At 40.3% G+C, this 15,425-nt stretch carries 12 protein-coding genes; 4 read left to right on the top strand and 8 right to left on the bottom strand.

The genetic code is table 11. The features are described from left to right. Nucleotides 1–8: 8 nt before the first annotated feature. Both CDC37_RS23900 and CDC37_RS24850 read right to left on the bottom strand, forming a co-directional pair. Entirely contained in the window at nt 9–650 is a 642-nt protein-coding gene (locus CDC37_RS23900) for an IS630 family transposase (RefSeq protein WP_197707004.1), read from the bottom strand. Next, on the bottom strand, nt 563–955 hold the full coding sequence (locus CDC37_RS24850) for a helix-turn-helix domain-containing protein (protein ID WP_096619923.1): 393 nt from the start codon (nt 953–955) through the stop codon (nt 563–565). The genes CDC37_RS23900 and CDC37_RS24850 overlap by 88 nt, the downstream gene beginning before the upstream one ends. An 827-nt stretch (nt 956–1,782) precedes the next feature. On the opposite strand from CDC37_RS24850, the gene CDC37_RS03530 reads away from it, so the two are divergent. Then, on the top strand, nt 1,783–4,140 hold the full coding sequence (locus CDC37_RS03530; protein ID WP_096620518.1) for a WD40 repeat domain-containing protein: 2,358 nt from the start codon (nt 1,783–1,785) through the stop codon (nt 4,138–4,140). A 323-nt stretch (nt 4,141–4,463) separates the two neighbouring features. On the opposite strand, the gene CDC37_RS03525 is transcribed toward CDC37_RS03530, so the two are convergent. Next, entirely contained in the window at nt 4,464–5,345 is an 882-nt protein-coding gene (locus CDC37_RS03525; RefSeq protein WP_096620517.1) for an SDH family Clp fold serine proteinase, read from the bottom strand. Nucleotides 5,346–6,210: 865 nt separating this feature from the next. On the opposite strand from CDC37_RS03525, the gene CDC37_RS03520 reads away from it, so the two are divergent. Next, nucleotides 6,211–7,290: a tetratricopeptide repeat protein gene (locus CDC37_RS03520; protein WP_157780632.1), complete on the top strand. Its 1,080-nt coding sequence runs from the start codon at nt 6,211–6,213 to the stop codon at nt 7,288–7,290. A 207-nt stretch (nt 7,291–7,497) separates the two neighbouring features. Here the strand turns inward: CDC37_RS03520 and CDC37_RS03515 are convergent, their stop codons facing one another. After that, nucleotides 7,498–8,715 (bottom strand): TetR/AcrR family transcriptional regulator, encoded by a 1,218-nt coding sequence (locus tag CDC37_RS03515; RefSeq protein WP_096620515.1) that lies wholly within the window; start codon nt 8,713–8,715, stop codon nt 7,498–7,500. Between the two features lie 672 nt (nt 8,716–9,387). Here CDC37_RS03515 and CDC37_RS03510 point away from each other — a divergent pair. Then, nucleotides 9,388–10,221 (top strand): acyl-CoA desaturase, encoded by an 834-nt coding sequence (locus CDC37_RS03510; RefSeq protein WP_096620514.1) that lies wholly within the window; start codon nt 9,388–9,390, stop codon nt 10,219–10,221. 241 nt (nt 10,222–10,462) lie between these two features. On the opposite strand, the gene ntrB is transcribed toward CDC37_RS03510, so the two are convergent. The 3 genes from ntrB to CDC37_RS03490 all read right to left on the bottom strand — a co-directional run bounded on the left by ntrB (nt 10,463) and on the right by CDC37_RS03490 (nt 13,816). Next, a complete protein-coding gene (gene ntrB, locus CDC37_RS03505) occupies nt 10,463–11,248 on the bottom strand; it encodes a nitrate ABC transporter permease (RefSeq protein ID WP_096620513.1) in 786 nt (261 codons plus the stop codon). A gap of 20 nt (nt 11,249–11,268) precedes the next feature. Then, nucleotides 11,269–12,630 carry a CmpA/NrtA family ABC transporter substrate-binding protein gene (locus CDC37_RS03500; protein WP_096620512.1) on the bottom strand — a complete coding sequence of 454 codons (1,362 nt, stop codon included), beginning with the start codon at nt 12,628–12,630 and terminating at the stop codon, nt 11,269–11,271. A 487-nt stretch (nt 12,631–13,117) separates the two neighbouring features. Then, nucleotides 13,118–13,816 carry a M23 family metallopeptidase gene (locus tag CDC37_RS03490; RefSeq protein WP_096620510.1) on the bottom strand — a complete coding sequence of 233 codons (699 nt, stop codon included), beginning with the start codon at nt 13,814–13,816 and terminating at the stop codon, nt 13,118–13,120. Between the two features lie 161 nt (nt 13,817–13,977). On the opposite strand from CDC37_RS03490, the gene CDC37_RS03485 reads away from it, so the two are divergent. Continuing rightward, complete coding sequence (locus CDC37_RS03485) at nt 13,978–14,670, top strand: polysaccharide deacetylase family protein (protein WP_096620509.1); 693 nt, start codon at nt 13,978–13,980, stop codon at nt 14,668–14,670. Between the two features lie 132 nt (nt 14,671–14,802). Here the strand turns inward: CDC37_RS03485 and fldA are convergent, their stop codons facing one another. Further along, nucleotides 14,803–15,315, bottom strand: a complete 513-nt coding sequence (gene fldA / locus CDC37_RS03480; RefSeq protein ID WP_096620508.1) for a flavodoxin FldA — start codon at nt 15,313–15,315, stop codon at nt 14,803–14,805. Nucleotides 15,316–15,425: the final 110 nt, after the last annotated feature.

Raw genomic sequence — 15,425 nt, 5'->3', positions numbered from 1 at the left:
TTCGAGGTTTATGAGGTACAGTAGCAACAATTAGTAAACCAATTTTTTAGATGCTTTGGATCAACTAATGTCAGTGCAATTTTAATTAAACCATCAACTACAGATGCACTTTTAGGAGAAAACTGTTTTAAGAACGCTTTTAATTGTGACCACCAATGTTCAATTGGATTAAATTCAGGGGAATAAGGAGATAGATAAAGAACACTTGCTCCTACAGATTCAATCAAAGGCTTAATCTCTTCGACTTTATGTGCTGGCAGATTATCCATTACAACGACTGCACCAACCCATAATTGTGGAAGTAAAAAATGCTCTACAAAAACTTTATAAGCTTCTCCATTCATTGAGCCATTTAAAGTCATCACAGCTAAGACTTTTTTGAAGCTAATTCCTCCAATTACACTTATTTTTGCACCTCGGTAATATGGTTTAAAATCATAAGCTCTACTCCCGCGATCGCTTCGAGCATGAGTTCTAGTCAAACCAAGCAAAACACCCATTTCGTCTATAAACACAAGGTTTTCTGGGTCTATGTGTTTTACTTTCTCCCAATATTCTAATCTCAGTTTTTGGACTCTTTCTGTTTTCGCTTGGCTGCTACGTAAAGTCTTTTTTTTCGAGTTAATTCTTGTTTTTGCAATGCACAACACATCACACTTGCACACACCCAAATGTTATATTTTTCTCCAAAATACTCGCAATATTCCAATAAAGTTAAATCCGGGTAACTTTGAACCATTTCTGCTAATTCGCTACCGTAATCATCTAGCTTACCCTTCATTGCTCCACCTTGCTTTTTGGGTTCTAGATGCCCTTCCAATCTTTTTTGCCTGATTAGCTTCTGCACATAGCTTTTTGCTATACCAAACTGCACAGCTACTCCTCGAATTGATGTATCACCCTTTTCGTAAGCACTTACTATTTTTTCTCGTAAATCGATTGAGTAGGGTTTCATTTTAATTTTTGATGCACTAATAACAAGTGTACCTCATTTACCTCGAAAGTGCTGTATGTATTTTGCTGACCTTGTTGTTGGTGGAATTAAATTCAACCTTTACCAAAAAGATGGGTATAAAGCCTACCCCTTCTAGGGGGACTTAGATAAGCCACTGCACTATCATAAGGTTAACTTCTTTTTCCATTATATGATATAAATTCTCAACAGATGTGATAAAGTATCCAAGGTGAGTATTTTTGAGATCAATGTTGAGTATAAACTTTTAGTTGGTACGTAATTGTTTTTAATTGGCTTCTGTCCTCGGAACTATATCTTAAAAAAGATAATGGTGCTAGACTTTATTTGATATTTTTTAGCATTAAAATTTAAATAGGAAATGTTAATCTGCCGATAACCTGTTGTTTGTAGAATAATAGGGTTTTGGTTTTCAGTGATACATTTCCCTATTTTCCTGGAATTAAACCTAGGTCAATGGGAAGGTCGATGATAAGACATACTCAGTCGGAATGATGCAAGCTGTATTTTCCGGTTGAACAAAGATGTATGTGTAAATTGTTCCAAAATCTCAAATTCCTAGTACTCCACCACATTAATTTTGATGGGTGAGGAAAGGTGAGTAGTTGCGCTAGTCTACGACAACCCTGCGGTATAGTGTCTTTAACATTAAAGCTTGTTTGCCGCTAGAGTCACTACAACAAACCCCTCAGAACTTATGTGGTTGAATACTAATGGTATGTAGGTTGTTATATAGGTGTTTTGATGGTGTTTGTAGTGCAAATGATTTGTATTGGGAAGTTGTTAGGAAGTGTAAAAGGTGACTCCTTATGGAGCAAGGATTACGGGTTTTAGTTCATCTGGTGCTGGAGTTCGCACCAGCGATCGCTAATTTGTTACAAAAACGGGGTGAAAGTGGTAGTTTACTGTTGGGGGATGGGGAAACTACGAGTGCGGAGGTGAGTAATTTTCTGAATGTGGTTCGTGATTCCCTAGGTGCTGATGATGGGGGTGAGTACGAACGCAAGAAGCAATTACAGATGCAATTGGCTGTCTATCAACGGCAAACCCAGTTGGAATTAGCTGCGCAAACGCGGGAAATGACGTTAAAATTGCCGGAGGTAAATCGGATTTTTGATAGTTGGCCGTTACGGCTATATCCATCTCAGTTACTAACTGGTTCAGAATACCGAGAACGAACTCCGTTGAAGATTTTTATAGCTCCTCCCCAAATTAATTTTGATAGTTTTGCGGATAAAAATCCAGATATTTGTGATGTGGAGTTGATGTTGGCGGAGGGATTGAGGGATTTTTTAAATCGACATTATTCTTTGCATCATCCCCTACGTCCGACGGAATTTTTAGCTGGTGCTTGGTGTAGTAAACGTTTTCACAGTGAATCAAGTATTAAAGCTTTGTTTGGGATGTTGAAGTCGGAACCGACGTTGATTTTGGAGTCGGAAGTAGATGGGGATTATTTAAATTTTCGCATTGGTTATTGGGGTTTAGGGCAAGAGAATTATTACTATAAAACGATTTCTCGCATTGCCTATAGGGAGATTATTTATGATTCAGCCAAAGAACGTGCTTTAGAATGGAAAAAAATCCGTGACCATCTATTGGCTTTGGGGGAACCACTGACGGAGATTAATCAAATGGGTGGGGATAATGTTGGTAATTTAGCCACTTTAGAAAAGTGCGAAAAGTGGTACTCCCAAGGAATTGATGTGAGTAAATTATCCTTAAAATACCAAGTTAATCGTCAAGATTATGAAAAATTAGCCCAGGTTTTAATTAACTGTCATTGTTTAGTCGCTAGTTGGGTGGCGGATTTGTATCATTTAATTCATCACGATGTTCCTCCCCTACTACCGGAATTATTACCCCAATTTGTTGCCGATGGATTAGACCACCAAGCGGTAGGAGCGATCGCTGATGGTTATCAGCAGGTTTACCAAGCTCTCGGACGTGATCGCCATTGTTGGGTTCCGGAATTAGCATTACAATTAGCCCAGAGTTTATCACCTCTTCAGGATGGCTATTGGTCACAAGAACAGTTAAATTACTCCTTGCGAGCTTGGTTGGAATTACATCAGGTGCAACCAGAAACTATTCTGGAACCCTTACCAGCAATGCAGGGGTTAGTGAAAATTGAAGATGAAGATTATTTACAAAAACTGCGAGCCTATTTCCTCAGTGTTGGCGATCGCGTTAATCTGGAATATGTGGATGCTATGCTGGAAGATATTGCTGTCTTAAAACAAAAACAGCAAGCAACCCAGGCTAATGTCAAGTTAATTTTAACCGGACACCGAGATGCGATTACCTCCGTAGTGGTGAGTAGTGACGGATTGACGGCAATTACAGGTAGCGCAGATAAAACGGTAAAAGTTTGGAACCTGGAAACGGGTCAATTAATTCGCACATTGACAGGACATTCGGGAGAAATATCCTCAGTAGCAGTCAGTCCCGATGGTAACTTTTTAGCTGTAGGAATTAGCGATACTCCCCGGAGTAATATTAAAGTTTGGCATCTACCCAGTGGAAAACTAATTCATACCCTAATCGGTCATAATAAACCCGTAAATGTGGTGGCAATTAGTCCCGACGGTCGAATTTTAGCTAGCGGTAGCAATAAAATTAAAATCTGGAACCTGCAACGGGGAGACCGAGTATGCACCCTTTGGCATTCTACAGCCGTCCGTGCCACTGCGATCGCCTCCGATGGGACAATTTTAGTCAGTGGTACTAGTGACCATAAAATCAAAATTTGGAATCCCCAGACCGGTGAACCTTTACACACGATTATGGGTCATAAAGGAGCTGTAACATCCCTGGTTTTATGTCCAATGGCTCAAACCCAATCCCAGCGTTGTGGTCAGATATTGATTAGTGGGAGCGCCGATCGAACGATTAAAATTTGGGAAATTAGTACAGGTAAGGTTTTGTCTGTTTTAACGGGTCATGGGGATGAGGTGACATCCTTAGCAATTAGTCCGGATGGAAAAACCTTGGTCAGTGGGAGTAAGGATAGGACGATTAAGGTTTGGAATTGGCAATTCGGGGAATTAGTCCAGACCTTGGTTGGTCACGATGATATTGTGACTTCTGTTGCGATTAATGCTGATGGAGATAGGGTAATTAGTGGTAGTGTGGATCAAAAACTAATGGTTTGGCAATTACCTTAAATTAACGTGAATTCGACGGATTATAAAAGCTACAATCCCTGTGAATCAATAATTTTGAAAGTTAAGGTGTAAAGTAACCTCATCCATTAGTTGAGAACAAACTCAATAACTGACTGATTCCAGGTTTAATGATTTTATTCTCAATATTCGGAGGTTTTTAAAAACTTCTATTTCCTACGAATGATACTGGACAAGAGTTTCAGGCTTTATAACTCATCGAACTCACGTTAAATTAATTAATTTATCTATACCGATTACAGAAATGTTTGCAACACCTTTAGAACATGAGACGTAGCATTGCTACGTCTCTACATTAATTTAATCTACTGATTTACTTCCTCAACCGGTCTACCTTTAGGTGTAGGTAAAATTGGCCGACCACCATCGTAGGGCATGGGTATATACTGTACACTAGGTCTTCCCCCTTGGGGTTGGGGATATAAATCCATTAATTCATAAATACAATTTGGTAATCCCACTGTAATCGGTAAACCGATTTCCGTTGCTTCCTCCACCGTAATCGGATAATCATGGGTTACTTTCCCAGTGGTTAAAGTATCAATAATTCCCTCAATATCTTCAGGTTTAACTTTTTGCTTGGGGATACAATCCTGCAACAAAGTTCTGACAAATCGCTGTACCTGCTGAATTGCCTTACGGGATAAATCAGCCATAATTAACGTCTGGTCATCCACATCCCCAATTGGTTTATCTTCCACCACCTTGAGGATACTAGCTGCGGGATAATTCCCTAATTGGGGATCTACAGGACCCAAAACCGCATTTGCATCCATGACAATCTCGTCAGCAGCCAATGCCAACATTGTCCCCCCACTCATGGCATAATGGGGAACAAACACAGTGACTTTAGAAGGGTGACGGATTAAAGCGCGAGCAATTTGTTCCGTAGCTAGAACCAAACCCCCAGGAGTATGCAAAATTAAATCAATGGGGACATCCGGGGGTGTGAGACGAATTGCTCGCAAAATCTGTTCCGAATCTTCAATGGTAATATAGCGAGAAACTGGTATTCCTAATAAACTAATAGACTCCTGACGGTGGATCAACAAGATTACCCGACTTTTGCGTTGTTGCTGAAAAACTTGCAGCGATCGCATTCTTCTGTATTCTATCTGTCTTTTTTGCCAAATTGGTTGCAATGAAGACAATAGCAAGAAAATAAAAAATAAATCCCCGAAACCCATAGCTAGTTACACAGAACGTTATTAATGACTGTGCTCCATTTTCCCAGGTTTTGCAATCCGACTGGTCTACCTAAAGACAGGGAGTATGTATTTTGAATGAAGTATTGAACTATTTTCCTGTCGGTTGGTGTCTCAAAAATAGGGAGTGGGGAGTTGGGAGTAGAGACGACCCGGTGGGTCGTCTCCAGGGAAATTGGGAGTAGGAATGAGAACTATTTTCCTGTTGGGTGGTGTTTAAACGATATGGGGGTTATTTGTTAAGTTTTGGACAAAAAATGGGAATCCTAACTTGTAGGGGATGATAACGGGGTGGGAAGTATCTAACCAAAAACTTGTGTTAAGTAGCAGTGCAAAATTAATTTGACATCCCGAAACGCTGAAATCTTTGGATTGGCGAAGCTTGTCCGAAAGACTTATGCTTCGCTACTCTTTGAGAAGGCTTTGCCAACATTCCAAGTCCTGGGACATACTACATGCTTACCCCCCATTTCTCACAAAACCCTAAAACCCACAGGGAATAGGGAGCAGGGAGTAGTCAGAAAATCAATCCGTTACTCAAGGCTTACAACTTACTTGTGAGAAATCCAGGTTACATAGTATAGCAAAGCTAACGCTGCGGACAATATATATTTAATTTTGTATCAGCACTTAGCAACATTTTACTCCCACCTGAGTTGCATCCTTTGATTCCATCACAAATCCTGAATTTCTCCCTTAATTTTTGAGGAAGTGTGGAGTAAGGGATTAATTCCCACTACTCCCGTAGGTGACATTTTATTATGTCTCTTCCCTCATCCCCCCAATTCCTGGAGATTTGTGAGAAATACCAGAAATGAATCTAAACTATAAGTGCAGGTCTGCCTTCATGTTTGCAAATTTTCCAACTCGTCGATTATTCCGCTTGTGCTTACAAGCCATATTTGTCACATCATCCTGGGGATTACTGTTAGTGTCACCAGCATTTTGTCAACGCACTTTTGCTCAGGTATTACCCCAATCCATACCGAGTCAAGATTTGGAAGCAGCTGGACTATATCAACAGGGTGTAATTCGTTATTATCGTCATGATTTAGTCAATGCGGAAATGTTTCTGCGTCAAGCCTTACAACGAGACCCAAATATGGCAGCAGCCTATATATTTTTGGGTAATATTATGTTACGGCAAAACCGGATGGATTTAGCAATTCAAAATTACTCAGAATCCATCAGAATTAATCCTAACTTTGCCGAAGGTTATTTTAACCTAGGATTAGGTTTACATCAACAAGGACAAAATCAAGCAGCATTAACAGCCTATCGTCAAGCCTTATTAATTAATCCGACAATGGCAGAAGCCCATTATAATATGGGTTTATTGCTGCAAGCCGACGGTCAACTCAGTGAAGCGATCGCAGCCTATTCCCAAGCTATTGCCTTTGATAGTGGAAACGTTGATGCCCATTTAAACTTAGCGATCGCACTTCAGAAAAATGGTCAAATCAGTGAAGCAATTCAAGCCTATCGTCAGGTCATTAGTCTTGCTCCTGACCGTGCTAGTGCCTACAATAACTTGGGTAATTTATTAATGACCCAGGGACAGACCGTTGCTGCAATTGATGTCTACCGTGAAGGTTTACGTCGTATACCCAATAGTGCAGAGTTATATCACAGTATAGGATTGGCATGGTATAACCAAGGCAAATCCCAAAATGGCCTTGCGGCATTAAAGCGGGCAAGTAAATTCTACCGCACCCAGGATAATTTTGCAGCTGCTGAACAAATTGAACAATTCATGCAACAAGTTTCTCGAACCGGAAATGGAACTGTTGGTGAAAACCCTAATCCTGGTGAACCAGCAGCAAACGAAGCAACTAGGGAAAACTCCAACAATGAAAATCCCCAAACCCGTACCGAACTTCCCCGTTTAATTGAGTTTGGTCAACCAGATAGTAATTCTCGGTTGTAGACTTGCTTGAAAACAGGGAGTAGGGAATAGTGTGAACCCAACAATTCCACTTTTCACAAACCAAGCAAGCGTTTGAAGTCTTGATATACTCATGCATTTGCACTTTTTTCGGCCAAAATAGCCTCAAAAGCCTACAATCCCTAAGCTTGCTTCCCCCGTAGCGGGTATTACGAATTCATAATTCACTCACCGACTGAAAACACCCCCTTAGATTTTGCGATCGAGTTGGGTTGCTTGTTCCAAAGCAGTTTTTTCCCTAGCACGTTGAGCATAGGGAATTAATTGACTTGCTTGCCATCCAGTCAGAATCTGCATATTATCTAAGCTAACCCCTCGCATTAACATATCTACACACCAAGTTTGTTGAGCTTGTTCAATTAACAAAGGTTTTCCACTCGGTGCGGTTAAATTGTGAGTTAATTCCTCCCATAAACTGAGGATTTCTGACTCCGTTAATGGTTGTTGTGGTTCGACAAAACTAGTAAACAAACTTGTGTTGGTATCCTTACGACCCCTTAACCATTGGGTGAGAGGGTTTTTTTGGTACGTTCCGTAGCGTTTTCCCAGAATCCACTGATTAATGGGAACTTGTCTACTCAAACCTTGAGTAATTTGGATGATTTGCTGCTCCTTATCACTGATATAGTGCGATCGCTCTAGGGTTATCACTTCTGCGGGGGTGATTCCGGCTGCAAATAAAAGATAAACTAGGGCATATTCCTGTAATCCTTTTTTTTTGGCTGCTTGCAAAATCTCATGGACAATTTTGGCTGGTAAATCGCTGATTTTCGTATTTATAGATGTTTTCTGGGGTAGCGACGACCCACCGGATACCGCACCCCGCAAAAACAAAGTAACTAAACTATCCAAAAAATCCGCTCGATTTTGCCAAAGTTGATGAAACTCGGTGGTCAAATCAAAAATTGCATATCCCAGCAATAAACTGTTTAATAAACTTGCCAATTTTTCCGGAGGAAAGTGTACTTCCCAACCTTCCTGTTGAATGATTCCCTGAAAATATTCGGCTACATCTTGATTCGCTCGACTAAAACCTAAACCTAAAGCTTGACGGTTTTCTGGTGGATATTTACTCGCTTCTCCCACCACTGAACGTATCGCTTCCGGCATTTGTGATAATAAATCTAGGCATGTTTGGGCATAATCCTGTAATGATTGGGGTAAACTCTGGGATTTATGCACCTCCTGCACCAAAATCTCACTCAAACGACTGAATACTCCCGCTTCTTCAATCGCTGCCAATAATAAACCATGTTTGTTCCCAAAGTGACGAAATAGGGTGACTTCATTCACATCGGCTAATTCTGCAATTTGTTTCGTTGTCGTCTCTGTTACTCCTTGTTTGGCAAATAATTCTAATGCTGCATTGATTAAGCGCTGTTGGGTGGGATTCCGTTGTGTGGACATAATTCAAGAATACAGGATACAGAATACAATAGGTGATTGAATACACTCGTTTGTAAATGGGGAGTCGGGAATAGAAAATAGAGACGCGACATGTTGCATCTGTAGGGAGAGTGGGAATAAGCTATTTCCTTGTTTGGTTGTTTCCAAACGACATGGGGGATTAACTAGGTAATAAGACTCTTTTGTGGAAAATGGAAAATTAGGATACAGCAGACAAAATACAGGATGCAATTTAATACACAGTTAAGGGTTATAAGTAAAACATTCTCGCACACTACAGTCACCAACTTCATCCGGTATTGATTTCAATTCAATGGGTTTTAATACCATTTCACAAAGCTCTCCTCAATGTACGATTAATTACTAAGTAAAATGGTATAATTTTTGGCAGGTTACGGTTTTTTCTAAGGTACGTTGTTTAAATTTTAACGGATTACTCTAAACCGCTTTCACTGACATTACCTGTATTTTATTTATACCCATTCCCTCCCCATCAGGGAAAAATAAAAATAATGTAAGTGTTACTTGCACTTTTTGGGGAATGCTGTTATGGTAGTTATGTAAGTAATACTTGCACAAATCCCAGGAAATTGCAGATGAAAAAAGTCAAAAGCGATCAAAAATCATGTTCTGGGAAACAGGGTAAGTAATTCAAAAAAAATTAGGACTTTTATGGTTGCAAATCCGAGCAAAACACCCGTAAAGGGTGGTAATTTGTCGTGGACAAATGTCATATTTTTTAGTGTGGTGCATATTTTAGCATTATTAGCGCCGTGGTTTTTTTCTTGGTCAGCTTTAGGTACAGCAATATTTTTGCATTGGTTGCTAGGTAGTATAGGGATTTGTTTAGGGTATCACCGTTTACTGACCCATCGTAGTTTTCAAGTACCCAAACCAGTTGAGTATGCGATCGCGACTATTGGAGCATTAGCATTACAGGGTGGACCAATTTTTTGGGTCGCAGGACACCGAAGACACCATCTCCACACAGAAGATATAGACAAAGACCCCTATTCAGCCAAACGGGGATTTTGGTGGAGTCACATGTTGTGGTTATTTTATGACGATTCAGAATCCTTTGATTATCAGTCCTACAAACGCTTTGCACCGGATTTAGACCGGGATGGGTATTACCGTTGGTTAAATCAACATTTCCTCTGGTTGCAACTTCCCCTGGGTATCGGTTTATATTTGTTGGGTGGTTGGTCGTTTGTAATTTATGGAATGTTTGTCCGTGCGGTGTGTTTATGGCATAGCACTTGGTTAATTAATTCTGCCACCCATATGTACGGATATCGTCGCTTTGATTGTGAAGATAATTCCCGTAACCTGTGGTGGGCTGCGTTACTAACTTACGGTGAAGGTTGGCACAATAACCACCATGCCTATCCCAATGTTGCCAAAGCAGGTTGGCAATGGTGGGAATTGGACATGACTTGGTGGGCAATAAGGGGGCTAGAAAAGTTGGGTTTAGCTAAGAAGATTATACTACCACCTACAGTTTAATTGTATTCCAGTCATACCATTGTTGCAATACGCGAACCTATATTTTCCTGGATTTCTGACAAGGGAGTAATAAGCCTTGAGTTAATGGGTTGATTTTCCTACTCCCTCGTAAACAGGAAGTGGAGAGTAGTAGCAGGGGGTAAGCAAAAATCACTTTCATGTGTTCTGGTGTACACAGTTGATGATGACTACTCCCATCACAGACTACTCACCGAATTAGAGATGGGTGAGAAATCCGGGTCTAATTTGTTTCAGGTTCAATTTGCCAGATTCGAGAAAGAAATGACATTAATTGATCAAGAACAATACCTACTCCTCCTAAATAAATAATCGCTAAAATAATTTCGCTGATGTTAGAGTTATTGTAGGCATTAATAATAAAAAAGCCCAGACCATCATCAGATAACAGCATTTCCGCAGCAACTACTGCTAACCAAGATAAACCCAGAGCAATTCTTAATCCGGTCAAAATATGGGGAAGTGTGGCTGGTAAAATTATTTTGGTAATTTTTTTCCACCAAGGAAGTTTTAGAATTCTCCCCACATTCAGATAATCTTGGGGAATTAATTGTACACCCATTGCCGTATTAATAATAATTGGCCAAATTGCCGTAATTAAAATTACAAAAATGGCAGAGGGATTGGGTTTGAGAAAAACTGCTTGCGCAAGGGGTAGCCAAGCTAAGGGTGCGACGGGACGCAGTAATTGTATGATGGGATTAATGGCTTGAAAAAGAAAGGGAATTAGACTTATTAAAAAGCCAATGGGAACACCAATAAATATGGCAAGTATATAACCAAGAGTAACCCGTTTTAAGCTAGCAAGTATGAGCCAAAATAAGCCTTTGTTAGTATCACTTTTATAAAAGAAAGGGTTGAGAATTAATTCATGGGTTTCCTTAACTACTTGGAATGGTGAGGGTAGGGAAGTTTCTGGACGAAGGCTAAGTAATTGCCAAATCACAATTACGACTATAATTCCCACCAGAGATGGGGGGATTTTTTTGCAGGGGTTGTAAATAGACATTTTTAGAAAGAAAAAAGTAGCTACTTGATAACAGTCGAATTTAAGTATTTTTCGGGAGCATCAGGATTGAATTCTAAACCGTTGAAAAATTTTTCAATACCCCGCGATGTGCTAGTGGGAATTATTTGTTCTTGTCCAATCATGGTTGCGGTTTCTCGCCAAATATCTTCTCGGTTGACTTGATTAATTAATTTTTGGGTAGGAAAATCTTTGTGACGATATCCCCAGCGCATATCTTCAATTAAAAACCATAAGTCGTGACTTTTATAGGGGTAGGAAACACTTTCAAAAAGTTGATTTTTGCTACTTTTATTTTCTGGAAATTGAGATTGATTTGATTTAGGATAACTCCAAAATTTAATCGCATGGGGACTATTTTCGACAACTCGACCATTACCATAATCAAACTTTCCCATCATGCGATCGCGCATTAAATCAGGTTTTAATCCTATCCACTGACGTTGGCTCAAAATCTCGATTAATTCGGGTTTATTTTCGGGTTTGTCACACCAGATTTGTGCTTCCATGAGTCCTGCAAGTAGAGCTTTAGCTGCACGAGGATATTTATCTACCCATTCTGCACGAACTACTAAAGCTTTTTCCGGATGATTTGACCATAGTTCCCCACTTGTCACCGCAGAATAACCGATTTTTTGATTAATTAATCTTTGATGCCACGGATCAACCACACAAAACCCCTCCATTGTTCCTCCCCGCATATTTGCAACCATTTGAGGTGGGGGAATTACAATTAATGATGCATCTCGATCTGGATTAATCCCTGCATATTCTAACCACCAACGCATAAAAAAATCCCCTGTCACCCGTCGAAAAGGAATGGCAAATCGGATAGAATTTCCGCCTTTAGCTTTGGTCTGTAAGGCTGCTTTGATTGAGGAACCATCCAATCCTAAATTTAATCCTAAATACTCCTTAGCAACGGAAATTCCCTGACCATTAACGTTCATCCGAGCCAAAATATACAGGGGTATTTTGCGTCCATAGCTAATTTCCCCAGTAGCAATTAAATAGGCCATAGGAAATAATAAATGACCACCATCTAAACCATCATCCGCCGCACCTAGCATTAATTTATCACGCATTACTGCCCAAGAAGGTTGTTTTTGTACCTTGATATCAGTCATCCCATACTTAGAAAAAAAACCCTTGGCTTGGGCAATAATTAATGGAGATGCACTCATAACGGGAACAAATCCCAGGGTTGCGGAAGTAGTTTCGGGAGTATTACCATTACCCGCATATACGCCATGTTGTAATTCTGCCCTTGTCACCGGAGAAAAATTACTACACCCTTGAACTTGGTGAATCAGTACCGTAGCACCTGTTGTGGTTAAAAACTTACGCCGAGAAAGCTGTGCCATACATCATTTCGTAGCAGAATATAAAACCCAAAATATGGAGTTATTAAAACATATTTTAGGTGGTGAAAATAGGGAATGGGGAGTGGGGAATCGGGAGTAGGAAACAAAAAAGATTACTTTTTGTTTTGCTTGTTTTACTATATAAGGACTTACACAAGGACAACGGAAACCCTGTCATTGCACTTCTTCCCGTAGCGGATCGAACGTCGGGTCATCAGGTAGATGCGCAGTGGCTTCTTGCAAGGTAGCAGTCTCAAACACCTGATTTCTCGTAAGTGCGTAAGTCATAATACCGCAGTCCTAAACAATTTGTGAAATCTTACATATAGGCTTGTTAACGGTTGACGGTTGACACTCACCAGTCATCAGTCAACGGCACGCCATTTTTCACTACTTAAATCAGATTGCTATATATTATACTTTGCCTAATTCATGATGATTTTTGTTCAGGATTTATCAAGTTTAATTCTCATTTGAATGAGAATATTTAGCGACTAAAATTGCGAATATAATTTAACTCATCTATTTGTAATTGTGGCAGTATCACAGGGAAAGATTGTTCTGCCACCCGATTATTCGGTTGAACTGCAAACATCGCTCGTAATACCATTGCTGGATCGACGTATCCACTACGATAACGGATTGTCCAATGGAGGTGAGGACCAGTTGTCCTTCCCGTCATTCCTACCCGACCAATACGGACACCCGCAGGAATTTGTTGTCCTTCCCGAATCAAAATTCCACCGAGACTGTCGAATAAATAGGGTTGACCATCCCTCATCACCACACCACCTTCTAAATGACAATAGGAATGTTGCCAATCTCCCGACTGGATGATTATATGGGTACCACAAGCTCCGCGATCGCTAACTTTAATTACTGTCCCTGTCCACCAGTTGCGAATATAACTACCCCTAGGTGCAGCAATATCTAAACCATTATGAAATTCCCAATTATTATCACCTGTGGGGGAGCGACGATAACCAAAGGGAGATGTGTAGGCTCGAAAGTTCTCCACTGGAAATGATGCTCGACTCCAATCGTTGCTGGAGGAGGTTGTGCTAATTTGTCTAGCCCTCACCAATTGGGGGGAGGATAATAATACAATTGATATTGCCACAACCATAACCCAGAGAATGAAAAACTTTCTGCCAATTCGTAAACGTTGACGATACCATTGCCACATTATTTTCGCCTCTGTGTATTTTCGGTGTGAAATCAAGTTTGTGTCTTGTCGCTAAATTCTCAATTAGCAATTTTGACCAACTTTATTATTCCCTCTCCACGGTGCGAACTTTACACCCCTGTAGCAAAATAAATCGATGGCATTATCTAAACCAGTTCCCTATGCTCCAATTAGCTCCCTTTTATCCCTATGTCTACCGAATTCTCCAACCCACCTTTCGCCAATGTTTATGGAATGGCCATCCCCATTCCCCCCAAATCGCTTTGACTTTTGATGATGGTCCCCATCCGGAATACACACCGCAACTTTTAAAGGTTCTGGATAAATACCAAATTCCAGCCAGTTTTTTTTGGTTGGGTGTCTGTGTGGAACGCATTCCCGAAATCGCTCGTAGTGTCTTTACCAATCACCATTGGTTGGGAATACATGGATATTATCACCACAATTTTCCCTTTCTGTCACCAGAACATTTACAAAATTCCCTTGTTCGCACCCAAAGAATTATCGCTAATGCCTGTAATTTAGCACCGGAAAATATTGTGGATGTGCGTCCACCTAATGGATTATTTACACCCAAAACCTTGAAACTATTACGTCAATGGAACTTCCGTCCTGTGATGTGGAGTGTGGTTCCGGAAGATTGGGTGCGTCCGGGAATTGAGGTGGTTAATCGTCGAGTTTTAACCCAAGTGAGGAATGGATCAATTATCGTCTTGCATGATGGTTACTATGGTGGTCAAGATGTTGCAGCAACGGTAGATTGTTTAATTCCTAAATTGCAAGAACGGGGATATGAGTTTGTGACTATTCCCCAATTGTGGCAATCACAGTCCTGTAGTGGAAGACAGAGTTGAAAGTCTTGATGGCAAAACTTTTCCTGAGTAAGGGTAATTGTCCGGTGGGTTAGGGAATGTTTAACCCACCATTGTGCTGCGATCGCTAAATTAGCTAATTTAGCTAATTTACCTGTTGGGTATCAGCTAAATCTATATACCAAATTCCCTTTTCAGCTGTGCAACCCAAGCCTTGATTCGCTCATCGGTTAAATCAGATTGATTGTCTTCATCTAAGGCTAAACCAACAAATTTACCATCTCTCAAAGCCTTGGATTCATTGAAATCGTATCCATCTGTTGAAGTGTACCCAACTGTCTTTCCACCCTGGGCAGAAATTTTTTCCTCAATAATTCCCATTGCATCTTGGAAATTATCTCCATAACCAATTTGATCTCCTGTACCAAAATAGGCTACTGTTTTACCACTGAAATCGATATCATCTAACTCTTGGTAAAGACCTTCCCAGTCACTTTGTAATTCCCCGATATTCCATGTAGGACAGCCAACAATAATATATTCATATTCACTGAATTCACTGCCGTCTGCCTGGGATACATCCACTAAATCAACGATATCGCCACCAAATTCATCACGAATAATTTGGGCTGCTGATTCTGTTTTTCCCGTAGTTGTACCGTAGAATAAACCTATTTTTTTTGACATATTCCTAATTTGAATGAACTCCAATTACTTAACCAAAATGGAAAAATGTTCACCTAATCTGCAAATTGATTGCCATAGAAGAATAGATCAGCTCTCCCTGCTCCCTAATA

This window comes from Calothrix sp. NIES-3974 (genome assembly GCF_002368395.1).
Taxonomy (GTDB): domain Bacteria; phylum Cyanobacteriota; class Cyanobacteriia; order Cyanobacteriales; family Nostocaceae; genus NIES-3974.
The sequence above is the reverse complement of the archived record's forward strand: the minus strand, read 5'-3'. Positions and strand labels throughout refer to the sequence as shown.

Excerpts from the sequence above, each read along its gene's own strand:
- CDC37_RS24850 (WP_096619923.1), bottom strand. The coding sequence starts at position 955 with ATGAAACCCTACTCAATCGATTTACGAGAAAAAATAGTAAGTGCTTAC.
- CDC37_RS03530 (WP_096620518.1), top strand. The coding sequence starts at position 1,783 with ATGGAGCAAGGATTACGGGTTTTAGTTCATCTGGTGCTGGAGTTCGCA.
- CDC37_RS03525 (WP_096620517.1), bottom strand. The coding sequence starts at position 5,345 with ATGGGTTTCGGGGATTTATTTTTTATTTTCTTGCTATTGTCTTCATTG.
- CDC37_RS03520 (WP_157780632.1), top strand. The coding sequence starts at position 6,211 with ATGTTTGCAAATTTTCCAACTCGTCGATTATTCCGCTTGTGCTTACAA.
- CDC37_RS03515 (WP_096620515.1), bottom strand. The coding sequence starts at position 8,715 with ATGTCCACACAACGGAATCCCACCCAACAGCGCTTAATCAATGCAGCA.
- CDC37_RS03510 (WP_096620514.1), top strand. The coding sequence starts at position 9,388 with ATGGTTGCAAATCCGAGCAAAACACCCGTAAAGGGTGGTAATTTGTCG.
- ntrB (WP_096620513.1), bottom strand. The coding sequence starts at position 11,248 with ATGTCTATTTACAACCCCTGCAAAAAAATCCCCCCATCTCTGGTGGGA.
- CDC37_RS03500 (WP_096620512.1), bottom strand. The coding sequence starts at position 12,630 with ATGGCACAGCTTTCTCGGCGTAAGTTTTTAACCACAACAGGTGCTACG.
- CDC37_RS03490 (WP_096620510.1), bottom strand. The coding sequence starts at position 13,816 with ATGTGGCAATGGTATCGTCAACGTTTACGAATTGGCAGAAAGTTTTTC.
- CDC37_RS03485 (WP_096620509.1), top strand. The coding sequence starts at position 13,978 with ATGCTCCAATTAGCTCCCTTTTATCCCTATGTCTACCGAATTCTCCAA.
- fldA (WP_096620508.1), bottom strand. The coding sequence starts at position 15,315 with ATGTCAAAAAAAATAGGTTTATTCTACGGTACAACTACGGGAAAAACA.